Source organism: Verruconatronum alginivorum (genome assembly GCF_056590205.1).
On the sequence record NZ_JBWPVQ010000001.1, the window covers coordinates 5,407,586 to 5,429,789 of the forward strand.

The 22,204-nt window shown below is 60.4% G+C and carries 18 protein-coding genes and 1 pseudogene; 14 read left to right on the top strand and 5 right to left on the bottom strand.

Annotation, left to right across the window (positions count from 1 at the left end; genetic code table 11):
- Positions 1-41: 41 nt before the first annotated feature.
- The gene (gene ilvD / locus ACWUI2_RS19795; RefSeq protein ID WP_486984573.1) at positions 42-1,751 is read right to left on the bottom strand and encodes a dihydroxy-acid dehydratase; all 1,710 of its coding nucleotides are present in this window, start codon (positions 1,749-1,751) and stop codon (positions 42-44) included.
- A gap of 189 nt (positions 1,752-1,940) precedes the next feature.
- Between ilvD and scpB the strand changes: the two genes are divergently transcribed.
- Both scpB and pheA read left to right on the top strand, forming a co-directional pair.
- The gene (scpB, locus tag ACWUI2_RS19800; RefSeq protein ID WP_486984574.1) at positions 1,941-2,624 is read left to right on the top strand and encodes an SMC-Scp complex subunit ScpB; all 684 of its coding nucleotides are present in this window, start codon (positions 1,941-1,943) and stop codon (positions 2,622-2,624) included.
- 20 nt (positions 2,625-2,644) lie between these two features.
- Positions 2,645-3,709, top strand: coding sequence for a prephenate dehydratase (pheA, locus tag ACWUI2_RS19805; RefSeq protein WP_486984575.1), 1,065 nt, complete (start codon positions 2,645-2,647; stop codon positions 3,707-3,709).
- 115 nt (positions 3,710-3,824) lie between these two features.
- On the opposite strand, the gene ACWUI2_RS19810 is transcribed toward pheA, so the two are convergent.
- Entirely contained in the window at positions 3,825-4,235 is a 411-nt protein-coding gene (locus tag ACWUI2_RS19810) for an acyl-CoA thioesterase (protein ID WP_486984576.1), read from the bottom strand.
- Between the two features lie 497 nt (positions 4,236-4,732).
- Between ACWUI2_RS19810 and ACWUI2_RS19815 the strand changes: the two genes are divergently transcribed.
- The 11 genes from ACWUI2_RS19815 (at position 4,733) to ACWUI2_RS19865 (ending at position 16,795) form a co-directional block, all read left to right on the top strand.
- The gene (locus tag ACWUI2_RS19815; protein ID WP_486984577.1) at positions 4,733-5,386 is read left to right on the top strand and encodes a cytochrome c3 family protein; all 654 of its coding nucleotides are present in this window, start codon (positions 4,733-4,735) and stop codon (positions 5,384-5,386) included.
- On the top strand, positions 5,383-8,697 hold the full coding sequence (locus tag ACWUI2_RS19820) for a TAT-variant-translocated molybdopterin oxidoreductase (protein ID WP_486984578.1): 3,315 nt from the start codon (positions 5,383-5,385) through the stop codon (positions 8,695-8,697). The genes ACWUI2_RS19815 and ACWUI2_RS19820 overlap by 4 nt, the downstream gene beginning before the upstream one ends.
- Positions 8,697-10,127, top strand: coding sequence for an NrfD/PsrC family molybdoenzyme membrane anchor subunit (gene nrfD, locus ACWUI2_RS19825; RefSeq protein WP_486984579.1), 1,431 nt, complete (start codon positions 8,697-8,699; stop codon positions 10,125-10,127). The genes ACWUI2_RS19820 and nrfD overlap by 1 nt, the downstream gene beginning before the upstream one ends.
- 13 nt (positions 10,128-10,140) lie before the next feature.
- Positions 10,141-10,662, top strand: a complete 522-nt coding sequence (locus ACWUI2_RS19830; RefSeq protein ID WP_486984580.1) for a DUF3341 domain-containing protein — start codon at positions 10,141-10,143, stop codon at positions 10,660-10,662.
- Between the two features lies 1 nt (position 10,663).
- A complete protein-coding gene (locus tag ACWUI2_RS19835; RefSeq protein ID WP_486984581.1) occupies positions 10,664-11,275 on the top strand; it encodes a c-type cytochrome in 612 nt (203 codons plus the stop codon).
- On the top strand, positions 11,272-12,531 hold the full coding sequence (locus ACWUI2_RS19840) for a hypothetical protein (protein WP_486984582.1): 1,260 nt from the start codon (positions 11,272-11,274) through the stop codon (positions 12,529-12,531). The genes ACWUI2_RS19835 and ACWUI2_RS19840 overlap by 4 nt, the downstream gene beginning before the upstream one ends.
- Positions 12,524-12,835 (top strand): hypothetical protein, encoded by a 312-nt coding sequence (locus ACWUI2_RS19845; RefSeq protein ID WP_486984583.1) that lies wholly within the window; start codon positions 12,524-12,526, stop codon positions 12,833-12,835. Before ACWUI2_RS19840 ends, ACWUI2_RS19845 begins: the two co-directional genes overlap by 8 nt.
- A gap of 8 nt (positions 12,836-12,843) precedes the next feature.
- Positions 12,844-14,319 carry a cbb3-type cytochrome c oxidase subunit I gene (locus tag ACWUI2_RS19850; protein ID WP_486984584.1) on the top strand — a complete coding sequence of 492 codons (1,476 nt, stop codon included), beginning with the start codon at positions 12,844-12,846 and terminating at the stop codon, positions 14,317-14,319.
- Complete coding sequence (locus ACWUI2_RS19855; RefSeq protein ID WP_486984585.1) at positions 14,316-14,987, top strand: cbb3-type cytochrome c oxidase subunit II; 672 nt, start codon at positions 14,316-14,318, stop codon at positions 14,985-14,987. Before ACWUI2_RS19850 ends, ACWUI2_RS19855 begins: the two co-directional genes overlap by 4 nt.
- Positions 14,974-15,849, top strand: coding sequence for a c-type cytochrome (locus tag ACWUI2_RS19860; protein WP_486984586.1), 876 nt, complete (start codon positions 14,974-14,976; stop codon positions 15,847-15,849). The genes ACWUI2_RS19855 and ACWUI2_RS19860 overlap by 14 nt, the downstream gene beginning before the upstream one ends.
- 763 nt (positions 15,850-16,612) lie before the next feature.
- Positions 16,613-16,795, top strand: coding sequence for a hypothetical protein (locus tag ACWUI2_RS19865; RefSeq protein WP_486984587.1), 183 nt, complete (start codon positions 16,613-16,615; stop codon positions 16,793-16,795).
- Positions 16,796-16,985: 190 nt separating this feature from the next.
- Here ACWUI2_RS19865 and proC read toward each other — a convergent pair whose 3' ends face one another.
- From proC to ACWUI2_RS19880, 3 genes are read right to left on the bottom strand one after another with little or no spacing between them, the layout of a single operon-like run.
- Entirely contained in the window at positions 16,986-17,789 is an 804-nt protein-coding gene (gene proC, locus ACWUI2_RS19870) for a pyrroline-5-carboxylate reductase (protein WP_486984588.1), read from the bottom strand.
- Between the two features lie 6 nt (positions 17,790-17,795).
- Positions 17,796-19,433, bottom strand: a complete 1,638-nt coding sequence (locus ACWUI2_RS19875) for a peptide ABC transporter substrate-binding protein (protein WP_486984589.1) — start codon at positions 19,431-19,433, stop codon at positions 17,796-17,798.
- A 37-nt stretch (positions 19,434-19,470) separates the two neighbouring features.
- Positions 19,471-21,030: a YifB family Mg chelatase-like AAA ATPase gene (locus ACWUI2_RS19880; RefSeq protein WP_486984590.1), complete on the bottom strand. Its 1,560-nt coding sequence runs from the start codon at positions 21,028-21,030 to the stop codon at positions 19,471-19,473.
- Positions 21,031-21,498: 468 nt separating this feature from the next.
- Here ACWUI2_RS19880 and ACWUI2_RS19885 point away from each other — a divergent pair.
- Positions 21,499-22,193: pseudogene (locus ACWUI2_RS19885) on the top strand (L-lactate permease); the annotation flags it as partial.
- Between the last annotated feature and the right edge of the window lie 11 nt (positions 22,194-22,204).

The window sequence follows — 22,204 nt, forward strand, 5'->3', positions numbered from 1 at the left end:
AAGTAGGGCGCCCGCCCGGGGCCGGGCGCTGTGGTGTTTCTTTATTTAAGATTCAAGTCGGTGACGGCTCCGAGGGAGGCGGAAGCGACCTGGTGGGCGAATTTGGCGAGTATTCCGCGGGTTTCCTTGGGAGGCGGCTGTTTCCAGGCGGCGAGCCTTTCCTTGAGTTCCGTTTCGGGGATCCCGAGATTGATTTCGTTGATTTCGGCGTCGATGGTGATCGGGTCTCCGTTGCGGACGACGGCGATCGGTCCGCCGGTGGCGGCTTCCGGAGTGATATGTCCGACGACGAAACCGTGGCTGCCGCCGGAGAAGCGCCCGTCGGTGATCAGGGCGACCTCTTTGCCGAGATCCTTGCCCATGACGGCGGCGGTTGGCCCGAGCATTTCGCGCATGCCGGGGCCGCCTTTTGGACCCTCGTTGCGGATGACGATGACATGGCCTTTGCGGACGGCCCCTTCGAGAATGGCTTCCATGGCGACTTCTTCGGAATCGAAGACGATCGCTTCACCTTGGAAGCGAAGGCCTTCTTTGCCGGAGATTTTGGCGACGGCTCCTTCCGGGGCGAGGTTTCCGTAGAGGATACGGAGGTGGCTGGTCGCCTTGATCGGGTTGTCGAACGGCCGGACGACTTCCTGGTTGGCCGGGAAGTCCGGAATCTTTTCCAGATTTTCGCGGACGGTTTTTCCGGTGACGGTCATGCAGTCGCCATGGAGAAGTCCGCGGTCGAGGAGACGTTTCATCAACGGTTCGAGGCCGCCGATTTCGCAGAAGGCCGACATTTGGAAGCGGCCGCTCGGCTTGAGGTCGCACAGCACCGGCACGTTTTTGCCAATTTCGGTGAAGTCGTCGATGGAGAGTTTGACCCCGATGGCGTGGGCCATCGCCAGCAAGTGGAGGACGGCGTTGGTCGAGCCGCCGAGAGCGATGACGACGGTGATGGCGTTTTCGAACGCCTTGCGGGTCATGATGTCGCTCGGAGTGATCCCGAGTTTCAGTAAATTCATCACGGCGGCCCCGGCGTTGCGGCAATCTTCGCGTTTTTCATCGGAGATGGCGATCTGGGCGGAGCTGTTGGGGAGGCTCATGCCGAGCGCTTCGATGGCGCAGGCCATGGTGTTGGCGGTATACATGCCGCCGCAGGAGCCGGCTCCGGGGATTGAGCAACTCTCGATCTCCTTCAGTTCCGCGTCGTCGATGCTTTGCTTCGCATGGGCGCCGACTGCTTCGAAGACGGAGACGATGTCGACTTCTTTCCCGCAATGGTGGCCGGGCAAAATGGTGCCGCCGTAAACGAAAACGGAGGGGCGGTTGAGCCGGGCCATTCCGATGAGACAGCCCGGCATGTTTTTGTCGCAACCGCCGATTGCGACCAGACCGTCGAAACCTTCGCCGCCGACCACGGTTTCGATCGAGTCGGCGATCACTTCGCGGGAGACGAGGGAATAACGCATCCCGGCGGTCCCCATGGAGATGCCGTCGGAAACGGTGATAGTGCCGAAAATAACGGATTTGCCGCCGGCGGCGTCGACTCCGCGTCCGGCTTCGCGGGCGAGTTGGTCGATGTGCATGTTGCAGGGGGTGACCATGCTCCATGTGGAAGCGACTCCGATGGCGGGCTTGTTGAAGTCCTCGTCGGTGAAACCGACCGCCCTGAGCATGGCCCGGCTCGGGGCGCGGTCGGGGCCGTCGACGACGATGGAGGAATATTTCCTGAGTGAGTCCTGGTTGGCTTGGTTAGCTGAGTCCACGATGAATGGTGATGATTCGCGATTGACGAGTGCTTCGAGCGGATGGCGCGCCTGACGACATCCGGCGAGGAACGAGGAGCCGCCCGGTGGCCGTGTTCCGGAGATGCTTTCATTGGCGGAAGCGGTACTATTTATTTGCTATTGCCTATCTCGTTAGCAATCAAATTTACCTGTTGGACACAAAAGATTATGGCGTTTGATCTGAAACGAACTCTCCTGGCATTGCTTTTTTCCTCATCGGAAGCGCTGTCGATCAAAGATATTCAGGGAGTGATTACCCGTTACCATCAGCAGGAAACAGCTGCCGCCGAGGAAGAGGCGGAGGATGAGGGTGGTTTGGCGGAGCCGATGGAGGAGATCCCATCGCTGGTAACCGCCACCCAGATCCGGGAGGCGATGGATGCGATCCGGGTGGAACTCGACGATAAGGACGAGGTGTTCCAATTGATCGAAGGCCATAACGGATATCGGTTGGTGGCCCGGGCGGACTTTGCGCCCTGGATCCGGTGTTTGCGGGGGGATCCGAAGCCGAGCCGGTTGAGTCAGGCCGCGCTCGAAACGCTCGCGATCATCGCTTACCGTCAGCCGACCACCCGGGCCGAGATCGAGAGCATTCGCGGCGTCTCGGCCGACGGGGCGTTGAACCGGTTGTTGGAGCGGGAATTGATCGAGGTGCAGGGGAGGGCGGAGTTGCCCGGCCGACCGATCCAGTATGGCGTGACGGAACGGTTTTTCGAATACGTCGGCGTGAAAACGCTGGAGGAACTGCCGGCTTCCGACGTGCTCTCCCCGCGACAAATCGACGAATGGATTCAGCGGGCGGCGAACCCGGAAGTGGTGACTGACAAGGAAGTGGGATTATCGGAAGAGTAAGGCCGGGAACCGGAAACGTTATGGATTTGGATACAATACGAAAAAAGATCGACGGAATCGACCGTTCCCTGATCGAACTGTTGAACGAGCGCCTGCAACTGGCGGGCGAGATCGGCAAGGTAAAGCTGAAGAGCGGTGGTGAGATCTACGTCCCGCAACGCGAAGAAGAAGTGTTGCGGAAATTGATCGCGATCAACGAAGGCCCGTTGACGGAGAAGGCGTTGCGGGGGATTTACCGGGAGATCATGTCGGCCTCGATCGCCTTGGAGAAGCGGACCGTGGTGGCTTATCTCGGACCGGAGGCGACTTACACTCACCAGGCGGCGATGAAGAAATTCGGCAGCAGCCTCGAATACCGGGCCTTGCCGACGATTCCGGACGTCTTTTCGGCGGTGGAAAAAGGGGAGGCCGACTATGGGGTGATTCCGGTGGAGAACTCGACCGAAGGGGCGGTGATCCATTCGCTCGACATGTTGGTCGAATCAGATCTGAAAATCATCGCCCAGGTGTATTTGGAAATCGCCCACAATCTCATTTCGCTGTCGCCGTTGGAGAAAATCGAGGCGGTGTATTCGAAGGACCAGGCGCTTTGGCAATGTCGTCGCTGGCTGCAAATGAATTTGCCGCGGGCCGAGCTGAAGGAAGCCTCCAGCACGGCCCGGGCGGTGCAGATCGCGAAGGAGACGCCGGGAGTGGCGGCAGTCGCGGGCGCGTTGGCGGCGGAGCTTTACGATGTGCCCGTGGTGGCCGCCAACATCCAGGACAAAGCCGACAACATCACCCGCTTCCTGGTGATCGGAAAGCAGTCGTCGGGACCGGTTCGCAACGGTCAAAACAAGTCGAGTTTCGTGGTGTCTATCCGGGATGAAGTCGGCGCTTTGCAGCGGGCGATCCATCCGTTTTCCGACCGGGGAATCAATCTGGCCAAAATCGAATCGCGGCCGAGTCGGAAGCGTCCCTGGGATTATTATTTTTTCATCGACGTGCTCGGTCATTACGATGAAGAACCGGTGCGCGAGGCGCTCGAGGAGATCCAGAAATATTGCCCCCTGGTGAAGTGGCTCGGGAGTTATCCGAACGGGTGAGGCGGTTGATCCGGGGGCTGGACTTCCGGGGTGACATCGAACCTTCGCGGGATGGGGCGCCGCCTGACTCCGATGGTTCATCCGGCGAAGCCGGCATGCTACGTGAACCCGGGGTCTAGGAGGCAGATTGGAAGTGCTTCTCCATCAGCTCCTGGAAGTGGGCGGGGGGGCGGACGGGGTGGCCGGATGAGTTGATGAAGGCGTGGAGGGTGAAACCTTCGGCGGTCTTCTGGCCGCGGCAGCGGAGCGTGTAATCGATCCGGATACGGGCGGAGGGTTGCTCCCGGATAACCGCTTCCACTTCGATCCGGTCGTCGAACGTGACCGGTCTCCGGTATTTGACGCCAATTTCCAGGACAGGAAGTCGGAATCCGGCCGCTTCCATCTCCCGGTAGGGACAACCGAGGGCGTCCATCATCTCGACCCGGGCCAATTCGAACCAGGCCATGTAATTGCCGTGGTAGGCGACGCCCATCATGTCGGTCTCGGCGTAGCGGACCCGGATTTCGGTGGTGGAACTGATCATAACAGCGGAAAACTTTGGGCTTCGGTTCGGTTTTGTCGATACGGCAATCGGGGTTTCGTATCCAAAAGAGCCGGAGGTATTAGAAGAATGCGTTGTTTCCCGCCTCTCTGCTAATAGTGTCGGGTGGAATGAAACCTTGGTGGAATTACGGTTGCGTCATGTATACCAGGGGCCTTTTTTGGTTCCTTCTTGTTTCGAATCCGCTAAGTATTCGCCAAATTGTGCACACGAAATTTTCTCGCAGAGCCTTTTTCCGAAATCTGACCTTTGGGCTGTCCTTCGTCGGATCCCCGGCCTGCTCGCCATCGATCCGGGTCGAGGCGGCGAACGGGGCGAGGGCGATTGGCGCTCCGGTTGCGAGCAAAGATTCACGTGCAGTGGCGCCGTTGGCGGAAGGTTGTTGAACGTGGAAAATCTTCGAAGCCCAGACTTTTCGGCTTGCCGCTCATGGCAATCGTTGTTTTGGCTTTTTAGCTTTTCCGCCCTCCTGATGAGTCATGTCTAAAGTTTTCTCGAAGTCCATTAACCTGCTTCCGGTCCGGATAATCAGCATTCTCCTGGTCGTAGGCGTGACGGCGGTGGTCGCGTTTTATTATTACGCGCAACCGCAATACACCCGCGTCGGCTTTTCCCCGAATCAGCCGGTGCCGTTCGACCACGCGCTGCACGCCGGTCAACTCGGGCTCGATTGCCGGTATTGCCATAGCCACGTCGAGCAGTCGGGGACCGCGAATATCCCGCCGAGTTCCACCTGCATGAATTGCCACAACCAGATCCGGACCCAGAGCCCCTTGCTTGAACTGGTGCGGGAAAGCTACGAGAGCGGCGAGGCGATTCCCTGGGTACGGGTCCATCAGGTGCCCGACTTCGTTTATTTTAATCACGCGGTCCACGTCAACCGGGGGGTCAGTTGCTACGACTGTCACGGTCAGGTTAATGAAATGCGGGTGGTGGAGCACGCCAAGTCCCACAGCATGGCTTTTTGCCTGGAGTGTCACCGCAATCCCGAACGGTTCGTTCGTCCTCCGGAAGAAGTGTTCAACCTCGACTGGCGTCCGGCCAGCATGGAAGAGCAGTTGACCCGGGGATTGAACGCGGTGCGCGACTGGAACATCCAGGCGCCCGTGAACTGCACAGGCTGTCACCAATGAAGAAGATCTTTGAACATCCAGCGCCGGCTGAAAACCAGTCCGGTCCTACGTATTGGCGGAGTCTGGACGAGGTCGCCAACACTCCCGGTTTCCAGGAATATCTGGAACGTGAGTTTCCGGAAGGCGCCTCCGTATTGGAAGGGGTCGACCGTCGCCACTTCCTCAAGATCATGGCGGCCTCCTTCGCCTTGGCCGGCGTCGGATTGTCCGGTTGCCGCCGTCCGGAGCGGAAGATCCTTCCGTTCGCCCGCCAGCCGGAGCAGGTCATTCCGGGGAAGGCGCTTTTCTACGCGACCTCGATGCCGTTGCGCCGCCACGCACTGCCGTTGCTCGCCGAGACCCACGAAGGGCGTCCGACCAAGCTGGAGGGAAACCCGTCCTACCAGCGGGCCAACGGGAAGAGCGACCTCCAATCGCAGGCGTCAATTCTCGATCTTTATGATCCGGACCGGGCGACCCGCCACCGTTCCGGCGACAGCACCTTGAACCGCGACGACGTCTTCGGTTTGCTCGAAGGAATCGCCGTCCGGTATCAGGAAAACGGAGGCGCCGGACTGGCGTTTCTCGCGGAGCAATCGAGTTCCCCGACCCGGCGCGAGTTGGTCGAAGGCTTGAAGCGCCGATTCCCGCAAGCGATTTGGGCGGAGTATGAACCGCTCGACGAAGACGCCGCCGACCGCGCCGCCAGCCTGTTGGCCGGACAACCGGTGCGGGCCTATTACCAACCGCGCGATGCCGCCCGGATCGTGGCGTTGGAGTCGGATTTCGTCAACGCCGCCAATGGCCGGTTGCCGTATGCGCAGGCGTTCGCCCGGGGACGCCGTTTGGCGAGTCCCGAGGATGGAATGAACCGCCTTTATGTGGTCGAAAGCGATTTGACCGTCACCGGCGGCATGGCCGACCACCGTCTGCGCCTTTCCTCGACGTTTCTCCCGGCCTTTGTCGCCGAGTTGGCCGCCGAAGTTTTGCAGGCCCTCGGCACCGACGCCGGATTGGCCCAAGCGCTCCGTCAGGTCTCGACCGGTATCGAACAGAGCGAAGCTTGGCGGGAGCGGAACGCCGGACAGTGGATCCGCGAGTGTGCCCGCGATTTGGTCGAGCACCAGGGCGAGTCGCTGGTGGTCGCCGGAACCCATTTGCCGGAGGAAGTCCAAGCGTTGGTCTTCGCGATCAACCAGGCTTTGGGGAACGTCGGCCGGACGGTCCAGTTCCTCTCCATCGAACCGCAGGAAGCGAGTTCGATTCAAGATCTGGCCGCGGCGGCCGGACAAGGTCAGGTGCAAACTCTCTTCGTCCTCGGCGGAAATCCGGTCCACAACGCCCCGGCCGATCTGAATTGGGGCGATCTTCAGCGCCAAGTCGGCGAAGTGGTCCGTTACGGTTATTACGAGGACGAAACCTCGGAACTCGCCGGCCATCATATCGCGGCGGCCCATTATCTCGAATCCTGGGGCGACGCCCGGACCCTCGAAGGTTTGGTGGTGCCGGTGCAACCGATGATCGAGCCGCTTTTCGGCGGGATCAATCTGCTTGAAGTTCTCGCGGTTTTCTCGGACGCCGAGGAGCGGGAAGCTTACGAATTGGTGCGTCAAACCGTTTCCCGCATCGGCGGAAACGGTGACAACGGCTTCCGGAAATTCCTTCACGACGGATTGCTCGAAGGAAGCGAATACGAAACGGTCGACGTCGACTTCGACGCCGGGCGGATTCGCCAAATCATCCAGAATCTCGATACGACGCCCGCGCCTCTTTCGACCGACAACCTCGAAGTCCGTTTTGTGCGCGATAACCGGATCGACGACGGCCGGTTCGTCAACAACGGCTGGTTGCAGGAGTGTCCGGACCCGATCCACAAGCTGACTTGGGACAACGCCATCATCATCAGCCCCCGCCTCGCGTCGGAACTCGGGGTGCTTGGAGTTCCCTCCGCGGTCCAGGTGGCCCGGCGGAATCCGAATCCGATCCAGCAAGGCCGTCAAACCGCCCATGTGGTGCGGTTGACCGTCGACGGCCGGACGATCGAAGGGCCGGTCCACGTGTTGCCGGGATTGGCGACCTACACCGTTATTTTGCCGCTCGGCTATGGCCGCACCCGCACCGGACGCGTCGGCGCCGGGGCCGGTTTCAACGCCTCGGCGTTGCGGACCACCGGACAGTTCTTCCATGCCGTCGGCGCCCGGATCGAGACGACCGGCCGAAGCTATCGTTTGGCCAACGGCCAGGAGCATTGGTCGATGGAAGGCCGGGCGATCATCCGCGAGGGGAACCTCGAACAATACCGCGGCGATCCCGCTTTTGCCGCCGGAATGGGGATGGAGTCGCACGCTCCCCCGAATCTCGGGGCCGACCAAGGTATGCCGTTGCCGCAGCAGGTCACCCAGACCCCGCGCGGGATGTCGGCTTACGAACACCCGGAGCGCGATGGCGTCAACCAGTGGGGGATGGTGATCGATTTGAACGCCTGCACGGGGTGCAGTGCCTGCGTGGTCGCCTGTCAGGCGGAAAACAACATTCCGATCGTCGGCAAGGACCAGGTCCTGCGGGGCCGGGAGATGCACTGGATGCGTCTCGACCGTTACTTCGCCAGCGGCGAAGTGGACAACCGGGCGCTCGCGGAGGATCCGCAGATGGTGACCCAGCCGATGCTTTGCCAACATTGCGACAACGCGCCGTGCGAAGTCGTTTGCCCGGTCAACGCCACCGTTCAGGACAACGAAGGTTTGAACGTCATGGTGTATAACCGCTGCATCGGCACCCGTTATTGCGCCAACAACTGTCCTTACAAGGTGCGCCGCTTCAACTTTTTCGATTGGCAGCGCCGCGACCTCGACAAGCTGTATCAAGGACCGTTCGCCCCTCGGGGGATGGCGGAAACCAAGAAGATGCAGCAAAATCCGAACGTCACCGTCCGGATGCGCGGGGTCATGGAAAAGTGCACGTTCTGTATCCAGCGGATCAACGAGGCGAAGATCGAGCAAAAGGTCAAAGCCGGCGCTTCGGGCGACGTTTTGGTGCCGGACGGCGCGTTCCAGACCGCCTGCCAGCAATCCTGCCCGACCGAGGCCATCGTCTTCGGAAACATCATGGACCCGGAGAGCGAAGTGTTGAAGTGGAAGAACAATCCGCGGGATTATTCGGTGCTCGGTTATCTGAACACCCGTCCGCGTCTGACCTATCTCGCCAGGGTCCGGAATCCGAATCCGCGGATGCCCGACTACGAAACCATGCCGCTCACCACGGTGGAGTATCAGGCGAAGAATTATCCGGAAAGCTATTTGAAGAAAAAGAGCCACAATGGAGGGCATAATTGATGTCGGCCGCGAGTGAAGATAGAGGATCGAACGCCTTGATCCAGGAGTTGCAGCCGACCGTGGTGCCACGCGCGCCGCTGGTCGAAAACAATCGCAGCTTCGGGTGGATCACGGAGACCGTCTGTTCGGTCGTGGAAGAAAAGACGCCGATGTGGTGGTGGATTTGCTTCTGCGTGGCCGGTTTCGTCGCGACGTTCACGCTTGGCGGCTTGATCTACATGGTCTCGACCGGCGCCGGGGTCTGGGGATTGAACAACCCGGTCAACTGGGGGTGGGCGATCGTCAACTTCGTGTTCTGGATCGGTATCGGCCACGCGGGTACGTTGATTTCGGCCATTCTTTGTTTGTTGAAACAGCGATGGCGGACATCGATCAACCGCGCGGCGGAGGCGATGACGATTTTCGCCGTCGTATGCGCCGGTATTTTCCCGTTGTTCCACGTCGGCCGGGTCTGGTTCGGCTTCTGGTTGTTCCCGATCCCGGTGAACGACCTCGGCATCTGGCCGCAGTTCAAGAGTCCGTTGCTTTGGGACGTGTTCGCGGTCTCGACCTACGCCACGGTTTCGACGCTCTTCTGGTACATCGGTCTTCTTCCCGACCTCGCGACCTTGCGCGACCGGGCCAAGACCAAGTTGAAGCAACTCTTCTACGGCACGCTGGCGATGGGCTGGCGGGGCTCGAACCGGCATTGGCGCAACTATGAAATGTGCTATTGGCTGTTGGCCGGTCTGGCGACTCCGCTGGTGTTGTCGGTGCACACCATCGTTTCCTTCGACTTCGCGGTTTCCTTGATCCCCGGGTGGCACACCACCATCTTCCCGCCGTATTTCGTGGCGGGCGCCATTTTCTCCGGTTTCGGGATGGTGTTGACGCTGATGCTGCCGTTGCGGGCGGTTTACAACATGCACGATCTCATCACCCAGTATCACATCGACTGCATGTGTAAGATCACGCTGGCGACCGGAAGTATGGTCGGCTACGCCTACGCGATGGAGTTCTTTATCGCTTGGTACGGAGCCAATCCGTATGAAGGATTCGCGTTCGTAAACCGCGCGTTCGGACCGTATGCCTGGGCTTACTGGATCATGATTAGTTGCAACGTGATTTCGCCTCAGCTCTTTTGGTTCAAGCGGGTCCGCGAGAACGCCGCGCTGGTTTGGATCATTTCGATCTTCGTCAATATCGGCATGTGGTTCGAACGTTTCGTCATCACCGTTACCTCGCTCGCCCGGGACTTCCTCCCGTCAAGTTGGGGATACTATTCGGCGACCATCGTCGATATCATGACCTACGTCGGAACCTTCGGAATCTTTTCGGTTTTGTTCCTGCTCTTCCTTCGCTTCCTGCCGCTGATCGCGATGGCGGAAGTGAAGGCCGTCACACCGCAGGCCGATCCTCATCACACAACCGCGCGGGGAGGGCACCACTGATATGGCTGAACGAATGCATGGTGTAGTCGCAGTCTTTGAAACCAGCGGCGACATTTTCCACGCCGCGGAGAAAGTCCGCGACGCCGGATTCAAGAACTGGGACGTGATCACGCCGTTTCCGATCCACGGGATGGATGCGGCGATGGGCCTCGGCCGGTCGCTCGTGCCGATCTTCGCTTTCATCGGCGGATCGATCGGGTTCTTCGGCGGGATGGCGATGATCATGTTCATGAACTGGGTCGATTATCCGTTGGTGGTGCACGGTCGTCCCTATTTCAGTCCGATGACGTCGTTTCCGGTCTCCTACGAGTTGACGATCCTCTTGGCGGCGTTCGGCGCGATTATCGGGATGTTCGTGATGAATCGCCTGCCGATGCATTACCATCCGGTGCTGAAGTGGGACAAGGCGCACTACGCGACCGACGACAAGTTCCTCCTGATCATCGAGGCGACCGATCCGAAGTTCGACCTGAAGAAGACCAAAGAAATGCTGGCCAATCTCGGCGGCAAAGAAATCGAGGAGTTGGAAGACTGAGATGCGAACATTTTTCTTCATATTCGGCTTCGTGGTGCTGACCGGACTGGCCATTTTCGGCTTCCGGGGCACAACCACGACGCGTCCGCCAATCGAAATCTTTCCGGACATGGATCGTCAGCCGCGTTACAAGGCCCAAGGCGAAAGCGAATTCTTCGCCGACGGTCGGGCCGCGCGTCTGCCAGTGGATGGAACCGTGGCCCGGGGGCAGCTCCGGGAGGACGATCACCGCTACCGCGGAGTCAGCGCTGACGGCGAATACGTATCCGGCTTTCCGGGGATCATCAGCCGTGAGATGATGGAGCGGGGGCGGGAGCGTTATCAGATCAACTGCGCCGCCTGCCATGGCGCCACCGGCGACGGACAAGGGATCACGGTCAACTACGGGATGGTAGGGGTGCCCGATTTCAATTCCGATCGACTCCTGGCGATGCCGGACGGCGAGATCTACGATGTGATCGTGAACGGCCGGGGTCTCATGGGTGCCTACGCCCACCAAATTTCCGTGGATGACCGTTGGAATATCATCGCTTACTTGCGGGCCTTGCAGCGCGCCCGCATGGGAACCGTGGACGATGTCCCGGCCGAGCAACGCCCTGCATTAGGATTATGAGTATCAATACAGCTCCCAGTTCAACGGTTCCCGTGGACAAGGTCCGGGGATTCGACCCGGGGAAGGTTTCCTTCATCGCCTTGGCGATCGGCGTGGCCGGCATCGTGCTGTCGGTCTTGGGGTTCTTTCTGTATTCGGATTCCCGGGTCAGCTACTCGTGGCTGATCTCGGTGATCTTCTGGCTCTCGATCGCGTTGGGAATGCTTTTTATGGTGATGCTTCACCATATCTTCGACGCGGGCTGGTCGACGGTGATCCGCCGTCCGATCGAACATGCATTGGCCGCCATGCCGTGGCTGGCGCTGATGTTCGCGCCGCTGGTCCTCATCTCGCTCTTCTACCAGGACGGTGGTTTCATCTGGAAGTGGATGGCGTCCGACCGGTCTCCGGTGGTTGACGACGTGTTGTATCACGCGAAGTCTCCCTATTTGAACAACACCTTCTTCGTGATCCGGGTGATTCTTTACTTCGGCGCCTGGATCGGGTTGGCCTGGGCCTTTCGGCACGCTTCGTTCACCCAGGACCGCGACGGCAATGCCAAGTGGACGCATCTGAGCCGGAAGTTGGCCGCGGGCGGATTGTTCGTGGTGGCCCTGACGGTCTCGTTCGCCGCGATGGATTGGATCAAGAGCCTTGATTACCACTGGTTCTCGACGATGTTCGGCATCTGGTATTTCGCCGGAGCGATGCGAGGAACTTTGGCGGTGATGGTGATCATGTGCGTGCTGCTGGTGAAGTTCGGCCCGTTGCAAGGGATCTTCAAGCAGACCCACCTCTATGAAATCGGGCGACTGATGTTGGCCTTCACCGTCTTCTGGGCGTATATCTCCTTTTCGCAATACTTCCTCATTCTCAACGCGAACATTCCGGAAGAAACTTTCTTCTACGTAGTTCGCGAGTTGGGGAACTGGTGGAACGTCGGGATGGTTTTGATGTTCTGCAACTTCTTCATTCCGTTCGTCTATCTCTTGTTCTACGCGAACAAGACCCGGACGGTGAACATGGTGGTGATCTCCTGTTGGATCCTCGTGTTCCACCTGGTCGACATCTATTACAACATCCTGCCGTCGAAATTGGACAACTGGGTGCCGGTGTACAATTTTCCGATCTTCGACATTGCCCTTTTCTGGGATCTGGCCGCTTTGGCCGGAGTAGGGGGCATCTGCGTTTGGGCCTTCCTGCGGAGTTTCGTGACGCAACGGTTCATTCCGATCCGCGACCCTCGAATCCTCGAATCCGTCAATCATCATGGTTAAGCATACCAAGCAATCCACAAACCGGGGCGGACTACTTCCGGCCCTCCTCACCGTTGGCGGCTTTTTCCTCTTCCTCGTCATCGTCGTCTTCTTCTGGTTCGACCGGAGTCCCGAGACGGTGGCTTACGGGGTCCGTTCGCCGGAGGAACGCTCGGCTGTGTTGCGCGAGCAACGGGAGCGGGAACAGCAGGCTCTTGGCAGCTACGGTTGGGTGAACCGCGAGCAAGGGGTGGTCCGCCTGCCGATCGACCGGGCGATGGATCTGGTGATCGAGGAAATCAACCAAGGCGGGGGCCAAAACTGAATCTACCGATGACTACGCGACATTCCAACGTTCCATCGCGACGATCGTCTCCCTATTCGACGGGGGGATTGACCGAGCCTGAGATCGATCTATCGACCCGGACTCCGGTGCTTTTCTTCTTGGGCTTCGCCTTGATCTGGCTGTTGTTCAGCTCGATTTTCGGTCTGCTCACCTCGATGAAGGTCCATTGGCCCGATTTCCTGGGCGGGGTGCAACTGTTTACTTACGGTCGGGTACAGGCCGTTTTCATCAACTCCTTCCTGTATGGTTGGGCGAGTTGCTCGGTGTTCGCGGTCGGCCTCTGGCTGATGGCCCGCCTGTCGCAAACGCCGTTGCGTTACGGCAACCTCCTCTTGGTCGCCGGGGTTTTCTGGAACCTCGGCGTGCTGATGGGCCTGGTCGGGATTCTCATTGGGGAATCGACCGGTTTCCGGGCGCTGGAAATGCCTTCCTTCACCGCGCCGGTTTTGTTGTTGGCCTACGCCTTCCTCGGGGTTTGGGGCGTATTCACCTTTTACGCACGTCAATCCCAGGGAACCTACACCTCGCAATGGTATTTGCTCGGCGCCTTCTTCTGGTTTCCGTGGATTTTCTCCGTCGCCCAAGCGATGTTGATTTGGGCGCCCGTCCGGGGGACCGTCCAATCGGTGGTGGAAGCGTGGTATGCTTATAACTTCTTCGCCCTCTGGCTGGCTCCGTTGGCGATCGGGTTGATCTATTACTTCCTGCCGAAGATCCTCGGCCGGCCGGTCCGCTACCATTACCTGGCCAGCATCGGGTTCTGGTCCTACGCGGCGATCGCTCCCTGGTGCGGAGTCGCGATGTTGTCGAGTGGACCCGTGCCGGCTTGGGTTTCGACCGCCGGGATCGTGGCGATGACCATGTTGTTGGTGCCGGTGGCGATCATCGGAGTCAACTTCCTGACCACCCTGAGCGGCCTGTATGGAAAAGCCCGGGGAAGCGCCACCCTGATGTTCGTGCTGGTGGGAATCTTCGCCTTCCTCCTGCTCCATTTGGCGCAAGCGCTCTTCGCGTATCGGAATTTCCAGGAAGTCATTCAGTTTACCCATATCCAGACCGCGTTCTGGATGATCGGAATGTATGCCTTTTTCTCTATGACCATCTTCGGGGCGGTCTATTTCCTCCTTCCCCGGGTGATGGTGCGGGAGTGGCCGTTGCCGGTTTTGATGAAAACCCATTTCTGGTGCTCCCTGATCGGATTGGGGTTGATCGTTGTCTCCCTGGTTCTCGCCGGTTGGATCCAAGGGGTCCAAATGAACGACCCGAGTGTCGCGTTCGGTGACGTGGTGCGGGCCAGCACACCATGGTTGGTCGGGGCGAGCCTCGGCTGGATGGTCCTGTTGATCGGCCACATCGCCTTCGCTTGGAACGTACTGACTCTCGCCGCTTCTCGCAGCCTTTCCGAGGAAGGCCGCACGGTTCTGATGTCCAACCCGCCCGAAATGAAGGGGCAAACGACATGAAAAACGGATTGATCTTATTCGCGGGTATTTTCCTGACCCTCTTTTTCTCCGTCGCCGTTCTGATTTTTCTGAACGCGAACCACCCCCTTTACGGGCATCTGACTCCGCACGAGGACGATATCACCGGCGAACCGTTTCCGTCGCCGACCGTTGGTTTGGCGGAACGCGGTCGGGTCGTTTACGCGGACTTGGGTTGTATGGCCTGCCATACCCAACAAGTTCGCCGGCCGAATTTCGGCGCCGACGCGGAGCGCGGATGGGGCGACCGCCAGGCGGTCAGCCGCGATTTCATTGGGAAGCAGCGCGTGCATCTCGGCACCATGCGGATCGGTCCGGACCTCCGGAACGTCGGGGACCGGGAGGTTCCCGAAGAGTGGTCGAATCTCTCCTGGTCCGAATACCATCACCTCCATCTCTACGATCCGCGGGCGGTGGCGCCCGATTCGGTGATGCCCTCCTTTTCGTTCCTTTATGAGAAACGGCGTATCGTCGGTCAACCGACGCGCGACGCCCTTCCGATTCGAACTGAGCCTGGTTACGAAGTGGTGCCGACCGATCGCGCGCGGGCGCTGGTCCATTACCTCCGGAGCCTGAGGCTCGATTATGATTTGCCGGAAACCGCCCATATGACGGTGGAGGCCACTGACGCACAAGATGAGCAAGAATAACAAAGGTTCAGGACCGGCCGACGGAAACGATCCGTGGAAGAAGGTGGATCCCGCCGCCGCTTCCGATGCGGACATTCAGCGCGTCCACGACGAACTGGTTCACCAGAAGGAAAGTCCCCGGGAAGGTTTCTCGCCGGTTCCGATCTTTCTCGTGCTTCTGATCAGTGGTCTGATCGTCTTCACCGCGATTTACATGGTGTGGCGCTCGGGCGATTTCGATCAATTGGCTTTCGACGAGACCCGCCGGGTTTTCCCGTGGGACGACCGCCCGGCGCTCGCCGCGGTCGATCCGTTCGTTCAATTGGGACAGCGAACCTATGCCCAATGCGCGGCCTGTCACCAACAGGATGGCCGTGGCATCCCGGGGGCCTTCCCTCCGCTCGACGGAACCCGTTGGGTGGTCGGCAGCGAGCAACGGCTCGTTCGTATCGTGGCACACGGGTTGGTGGGTCCGATCGAAGTCGAAGGAAACACCTACAACGGCGTGATGCCCGGTTTCCCTCAATTGGACGACCGGGAGTTGGCCGCCGTCCTGACCTACATCCGGCAGTCCTGGAGTAACGACGCTTCCCGGATCGAACCCGAGACCGTCGCCAGCATCCGGGCCGAGGTCGGTCCCCGCACCGCTCCGTGGCGTTCTGACGAGCTCCTGGAGATGTATCCGCTGGAAGATCCGGCTGAGTTGGAAGCCGCTGTCGAAGGTGAAATCGAGGAAGAGGGCGAAGGCCTTCCCGAAGAAGCAACCGAAGCCGATGCCGAAACCGATGCCGGGGAAGAGGCGACGGACGAAGAGGTGGACAACGAAGAAACCGAAAACGAAGAAACCGTCGACGAGGTCGAAGAAGAGAACGACGAAGTCTGAGAACGGTTTCTCGGAAACGTTTTTTGTGGCAAAGGCCGGGTCGCTTTTGAAGCGTCCCGGCCTTTCGCGTGGAAGGGACTGGAGAGCCGCGGATCTGGATGGGGAAGGGGAAGAGGCAAAGGAAGAGGGGAACCGCAGATGGGCGCGGATGGGCGCAGATCAGATGAGTCGGGTTAGGCAGGGCTATTTCATCTAGCCGCCTTGTTGGAGCAAGTTCCGGCTTCAGCCGGTCCCCACCTCGATCTAAAAACCGGCTGAAGCCGGAACTCGTGCGTCATTAAGTCGCAAACGTCTGACAGGTGCGAGACCTGTTCCGGGCAAACCGTGCGCTGCCCGCGAATCGAACCGAAACTGCGTCGCCGCGAGGCGGGGTGGAGAGCAACGGAAAGAGAGAATGCAGACCATAACGAAAGTGAACCTGATACGGCCGTCATGCGGGCCGAGCCTGCGGGTTGTTGAGCGAAGGCACGCGCGAGGAATGAGTCGCGACTCATGGAGGGCGCACGGCAAAGCCCTGCCATGGCCGCATGGAGGTGGTTGGGGATAGTATGCATTCAAGGGCGTCTGCAATGAAGATGAGAGAACTGATGGGAAAGGCCGACCTGTGTCCGACACCGTCCCGGAACGAGCGCGACCGGGTTACCAACGCTCAGCCAAATCGGACGTCCCGTCGCCCATCAGAAGTCAGAGTCCTCGTAGGAGCGATGATCCCGGGTAACGCCGGAGTAGCAAAGGAGGGCAGGAAGATGAAAGGAACTCGATCATGACCGAAGGACCACCCCCGTCGCAAGTGCCGGAAACGGCCATCCAGGACGGACAGGCCCGCGAGTTGCGCAAGCGGCTTGGAGCCGACCCTTTGGTCTGGACCGATCCCATGCTGGCAGCCCTCAAATCGGGGGTGAAGGGAGAACAAGTACTTCGCCGAGATGGGATTGTTCAGCCTTGAACGAGCCCATCGGGAAGCGTGCCAGTCTCGATAAAGAGCAATCATCAACCGGAGAGCCGGATGCGGGAGATCTGCACGTCCGGTTCGGAGGGAGGGGCGGGGCTTCGGCCCCGTTCCTGCCCCTATCAACAGGCAGACCCCCCATCGCAGGGAAGATTATCGGCCAGATGAAAAATGGCCCTGGGGGAACTTACTTTCCCGAGAGTTCTTCCGAGCGTTTTTTTGCGGCCAGAACGGTGGAGGTCAGCAGGCTGCGGAAGCCGCCTTCTTCCATTTGCTTGAGGCCGGCGAGGGTGGTGCCGCCGGGGGAGGCGACTTGGTCGCGGAGGGTGTCGGGGTCGGCTCCGGTTTCGCGGACGAGACGGGCGGCTCCGTGGATCGTGGCCAAAGCGAGTTGAAAGGCGACTTCGCGGTCGAGTCCGGCTTCGACGCCGCCGTCGCGGAGGGCGGAGATGAATTCGAAGACGTAGGCGGGGCCGCTGCCGCTGACGGCGGTGACTGCGTCGAGTTGGTTTTCCGGGAGTTCGAGGTGTTCTCCGAGCGATCCGAGGATATCTTCGACCAGACGCCGGTCCTCCTCCGACGGCGGAGTGAGGAAACAGAAGGCCGAGATACCGGCTCCGATTTGACCGGGGGAGTTCGGCATCACCCGGACGATGTTCCGGGCATGGGGGAATTTTCCGGCGAGAGTGCTGAGGGAACTGCCGGCGAGGATCGAAAGGACGAGTTTTCCGGAAGTGAGTTCGCTCAGGCGCGGATCGATGTCGGCGAGTTGTTGCGGTTTGAAGGCGGCGACCGCGACGGTGGCTTCGGTTAGCAACTCATCGAGGGAATAGGTGGCGGTGATGCCGGTCCGGGCGGCGAGCGCTTCGGCGGTGCCATCGGCGGCGCCGGTGCAAGCGATTTCACCGGGGGTGAAAACGTTTCGGGCCAGCAGGCCGTTCACCATGGCGCCGCTCATGCGGCCGGCTCCTAAAAATGCGATTTTCGTCATGCGATGTTATTGGTCTTGGGGTTCCAGATATATGTATTTGTAGGGTTGCCGGTCGAGAACATTTGAATACCAGCCTTGGACGGAAGGCCGGATCAGGAAATTGTTGCGGTAATGGAAGATCGGGAGGATCGGGAGTTCTTCCATCAGCAGCGATTCGGCTTCGCGCAGGAGGGCGAAACGTTCGTCGCGGTCGAGGGTTCGGGCGGCCTCGGCCATCAATCGGTCGTAATCTTCGTTCGACCAACCGGTGTTGTTGTGACCGCCGTCGGTGAGCCAGAGTCCGAGAAAGGTGTCGGGATCGAGGTAGTCGCCGATCCACGCGGCGCGGGCCATTTGGAAGTTCCGGCTTTGCACCGAGGAGAGGTAGGCTTGGAATTCCTGGTTGAAAAGGTGGAGCTGGATGTTGAGGTGGGTGCGGAGCATTTGCTGGATCGCCTCGGCTAGTTGGCGGTGGAGTTCGTGGGTGTTGAACAACAGGTCGACCCGGGGGAGTCCTTCTCCGTTGGGAAAACCGGCTTCGGCGAGAAGGGCGCGAGCCCGTTCGGGATCGAAATCGAGTCCGGGATCGGCGGTGTAGCCGGCGGTCTCCGGGGGAGTGAAGGCTTGGGCGACGTCGGCCTTGTCGTGGAGGACGTTTCGCACCAAAGAGCCGCGGTCGATGGCGAGGGAGAAGGCCTGCCGCACCCGCGGGTCGTCGAAGGGGGGACGGTCGGTGTTCAATCGGTAGAAATAGACCCCGAGGTACGGCTCGGAGCGGACCAGTCCGGGATGGTTCCGCTGGTAATGGTCGACGCGGTTAGGCGGCAGGCTCTTGGTGAAGTGAAGTTGGCCGGACCGAAACGCCCGTTCCTGGGTGTCGGAACTGTCGATCGGGTGGAAATGGATTTCGTTGAGCCGGACGGTTTCGGCATCCCAGTAGTGGGAATTTCGCATCGTCACCAGTTTCCGGCCGGTCCGCCATTCGGTCAAATGGAAGGGACCGTTGCCGACGAACCGACCCGCCCGGGTCCAACCGGTGGCGCGCTGGTCGATGCGTCCGTGTTCGAGGATCGTCGGGGGATGGACCGGCCACCAAGCCGGATTGGCGAGGAGTCCGAGGAAGTAGGGGGTCGGATTCTCGAGCCGGATTTCGAGCGTGCGTTCGTCGGGGGCGGCGAAACCGACATCGCTGAAATCGTCCACCTCCCGGGAGTTGAAGCCCCGGGCGTTTTCGACCATGAAAAGCATTTCCGCGTAGGGGGCGCCGAGGGCGGGGGAAAGGACCCGCTCGAAGGAGAACAGGAAGTCGGCGGCGGTGACCGGGTCGCCGTTCGACCAGCGGGCGTCGGGGCGGAGGTGGAAAGTGTAGGTTTTTCCGTCGTCGGAGATCTCCCAGCGTTCCGCGACGCCCGGTGCCGGTGAAAGGTCGCGGGGATCCTCGGTGACCAGCCCCTCGAGGAGCGCCCGCAGGACGTCGAACGAGGCGACATCGGTCACCAAATGGGGGTCGAGACTCCCGGGGGCGGCGCCGAGGGTGGCGTGGAGGATCTGGTCGCGGTCGCCCCGTTCGACCGCGGTTCCGGCCGGACCGCAACCGGAGAGCAGGAGCGCCAAGGCGGACAAAGGAAGGAGGAAGGAAAGGAAACCGAAAATTCGCCGACTCATCGTTAGTCAGCAAGCGCAACGGGAACCGGGGGCGGGGTCAATAAAAGATGTTGCGGTCGAGGCTGCGGTATTGGATCGCTTCGAGGAGGTGGGCGGATTGGATCGAAGGGGAACCGGCGAGATCGGCGATGGTCCGGGAGACTTTCAGGATCCGGTCGTAGGCCCGGGCGGAGAGCGAAAGCTGCTCCATCGCCTGTTGCAGCAAGTCGCCGAGGGAACGGTCGATCGCGCAATGTTGGCGGATCTGGCCGTGGGTCATCCGGGCGTTGCAGGAACTGCCGGTGTCGGCCAGCCGTTGTTGCTGGAGGAGGCGGGCCTCCTGGATACGTTCCCGGATCGGAGCGGAAGCTTCGCCGGGCCGGGAGTTGCGGAGTTCCTCGATCGACAAGGCGGGAGCCTCGACGTGGATGTCGATCCGGTCGAGCAACGGGCCGCTGATGCGGGAGCGGTAACGCTGGATCTGGGTCGGACCGCAACGGCATTCGTGTTTTGGGTCCCCCAAGTAGCCGCACGGGCACGGGTTCATCGCCGCGACCAGCATGAAGTAGCACGGAAGGGTGACCTTGCCCGCGCTCCGGGAAATGGTGACGGTGGCGTCTTCGAGCGGTTGGCGGAGGACTTCGAGGGCGGAACGTTTGAACTCGGGCAGCTCGTCGAGGAAAAGAACGCCGTTGTGGGCGAGGGAGACCTCGCCGGGACCCGGAATCGACCCGCCGCCGAGCAGGCCGACATCGCTGATGGTGTGGTGCGGCGAGCGGTAGGGACGCTCGAACCACGGCAATTCCCCCGAAATGGTGCGTCCCGCCGCCGATTGAATCCGGAGGATTTCGAGGAATTCGTCGAGCGACGGTTCGGGGATGATCGATGGAATCCGCTTCGCGATCATCGACTTTCCGGAACCCGGGGGACCTATGATCAGGACGTTGTGGCCCCCCGCCACCGCGATCTCGACCGCCCGTCGGACGGTGTGTTGACCTTTGATTTCCGAAAAGTCGCCCGGGGCGGGGGAACCGTTTCCGTGGCCGTTCGGTGAATGCTTGGCCCGGAGGGTGGCGGGAGAAGTTTGCATCGGAGCGATCTCGATCTCTTCGCTCAAGAACCGAAACGCCTGGTCGAGGGTGGACACCGGGAAGACGTCGACCCCTTGGATGAGGGAAGCCTCCTCGGCGGAAGCGGGCGGGAGCAGGATTCCCTTTTTGCCAAGGTTGCGGGCCAGCACCGCCATCGCCAAGCCCCCCTTGACCGGACGGGTGGCCCCGGAAAGACTGAGTTCGCCCGCGATGAGGTAGTCGTTCAACCGACCCGGATTAAGCTGGGCAGTGGCGGCGAGAATGCCGAGTCCGATCGGCAGATCGTAGATCGGGCCCTCCTTTCTCAAGCTCCCCGGAGCGAGGTTGATGGTGGTCCGGGTCCGGGGCATTTTGAAACCGCTGTTGCTGATCGCCGAGAAGACCCGGTCGTCGGATTCCTTGACCGCGGCATCTGGAAGACCGACCATGATGAGCTTCGGTTCCCCGGACTCGCCGGAGTTGACTTCGACTTGAACGGAGACGGCATCGATCCCTTGCAGGGCGGCGGATAAAACGGTGGCGAGCATTGGGCGGCGGCGGAGTTATCGGGGGAAGGGGAGCCCCACGGGGAGACGGACGGCGGAACCGCAAGCGGCAAAGGGGTAGTGATGTTTCATTTGTCCCAATTGAGGGAATACGCCTCGCCTTGGCAATCGAAAATTCGAATACGTTTATCCGGTGGGGCTGGCCGCGGCTCTTCTGCCGGAGGGAATCGTTGGAGGTGTTTGTCAATAGACGCAGCGAAGAAGGCCGCCGAAGGTTGGCGGTGCGGGCAGATAAGCATATCCTTTGAAATCAGTCCGGGGGGATTCATTCCGTTCTCGATGAATACAAATATAATCATGGTCATTCTCGCCGCCTCGCCCTTGGTCTTGGTCGTCGTCCTGATGTTGGCGTGCCGGTAGTCGGCGGCGCGGGCCGGTGGGGCGGGGTTGGTCGTGGCCCTGTTATTGGCCCTTGGTGTCTTTGGTTATGGGGTGGATGTGTATTCGGAAATGGGCAGAACTCGGGCCGTGGGCGGAGCCATGGCGGAGGCGTTGTTCACCACTGCGACGATCCTGTGGATCGTGGGGCCGGCGATTTGCCTCTACAATCTGCAGCGGATCACGGGGGGAATCGAGGTGCTTTGCGCGGCGTTGGGGAGAATCACCGACGACCGGCGGCTTGCCGCGCTATTGGTCGCCTGGTTTGTCGTCCTGTTTATGGAGGGAGCCGCCGGTTTTGGCACCCCGATTGCCTTGGCTGCGCCATTTCTCGTCGCCGCAGGGTTCAAACCGGTGGAGGCCGTCGTTCTTGCCTTGATCGGACATTCGGGGTTTCGTTCGGGGCGGTGGGAACCCCGGTCATGCCCCAAATCCAAGCGACCGGCCTGACCGGTTTGGAGATTTCCCAAGTCACCGGTATCTACCATGCGTTGTTGGGGTGGATCATGTTGGTGTTTCTTCTGATTCTTATTGGAAAGAGCGGGCTCAATCAAGGGAGGTCAAAGACGCTGTGGTTATGGGGAGGTTTCGCCGCCTGTGCCTTTTTAGTGCCATTCTTTCTCATATCGCGGTTCGTCGGCCCGGAGTTGCCGACCCTGGGTGGTGCCTTCATCGGTGGAGCGGTTTTCGTCGGTGCGATTTTTTTTGTCAATCGCGGCGGGAGTCGGACGGCCCCGATTCCGGTCCCGGAGGAGAACCGGCTTTCCGTCGCGCGTGC

Excerpts from the sequence above, each read along its gene's own strand:
- scpB (WP_486984574.1), top strand. The coding sequence starts at position 1,941 with ATGGCGTTTGATCTGAAACGAACTCTCCTGGCATTGCTTTTTTCCTCA.
- pheA (WP_486984575.1), top strand. The coding sequence starts at position 2,645 with ATGGATTTGGATACAATACGAAAAAAGATCGACGGAATCGACCGTTCC.
- ACWUI2_RS19810 (WP_486984576.1), bottom strand. The coding sequence starts at position 4,235 with ATGATCAGTTCCACCACCGAAATCCGGGTCCGCTACGCCGAGACCGAC.
- ACWUI2_RS19815 (WP_486984577.1), top strand. The coding sequence starts at position 4,733 with ATGTCTAAAGTTTTCTCGAAGTCCATTAACCTGCTTCCGGTCCGGATA.
- ACWUI2_RS19820 (WP_486984578.1), top strand. The coding sequence starts at position 5,383 with ATGAAGAAGATCTTTGAACATCCAGCGCCGGCTGAAAACCAGTCCGGT.
- nrfD (WP_486984579.1), top strand. The coding sequence starts at position 8,697 with ATGTCGGCCGCGAGTGAAGATAGAGGATCGAACGCCTTGATCCAGGAG.
- ACWUI2_RS19830 (WP_486984580.1), top strand. The coding sequence starts at position 10,141 with ATGCATGGTGTAGTCGCAGTCTTTGAAACCAGCGGCGACATTTTCCAC.
- ACWUI2_RS19835 (WP_486984581.1), top strand. The coding sequence starts at position 10,664 with ATGCGAACATTTTTCTTCATATTCGGCTTCGTGGTGCTGACCGGACTG.
- ACWUI2_RS19840 (WP_486984582.1), top strand. The coding sequence starts at position 11,272 with ATGAGTATCAATACAGCTCCCAGTTCAACGGTTCCCGTGGACAAGGTC.
- ACWUI2_RS19845 (WP_486984583.1), top strand. The coding sequence starts at position 12,524 with ATGGTTAAGCATACCAAGCAATCCACAAACCGGGGCGGACTACTTCCG.
- ACWUI2_RS19850 (WP_486984584.1), top strand. The coding sequence starts at position 12,844 with ATGACTACGCGACATTCCAACGTTCCATCGCGACGATCGTCTCCCTAT.
- ACWUI2_RS19855 (WP_486984585.1), top strand. The coding sequence starts at position 14,316 with ATGAAAAACGGATTGATCTTATTCGCGGGTATTTTCCTGACCCTCTTT.
- ACWUI2_RS19860 (WP_486984586.1), top strand. The coding sequence starts at position 14,974 with ATGAGCAAGAATAACAAAGGTTCAGGACCGGCCGACGGAAACGATCCG.
- ACWUI2_RS19865 (WP_486984587.1), top strand. The coding sequence starts at position 16,613 with ATGACCGAAGGACCACCCCCGTCGCAAGTGCCGGAAACGGCCATCCAG.
- proC (WP_486984588.1), bottom strand. The coding sequence starts at position 17,789 with ATGACGAAAATCGCATTTTTAGGAGCCGGCCGCATGAGCGGCGCCATG.
- ACWUI2_RS19875 (WP_486984589.1), bottom strand. The coding sequence starts at position 19,433 with ATGAGTCGGCGAATTTTCGGTTTCCTTTCCTTCCTCCTTCCTTTGTCC.
- ACWUI2_RS19880 (WP_486984590.1), bottom strand. The coding sequence starts at position 21,030 with ATGCTCGCCACCGTTTTATCCGCCGCCCTGCAAGGGATCGATGCCGTC.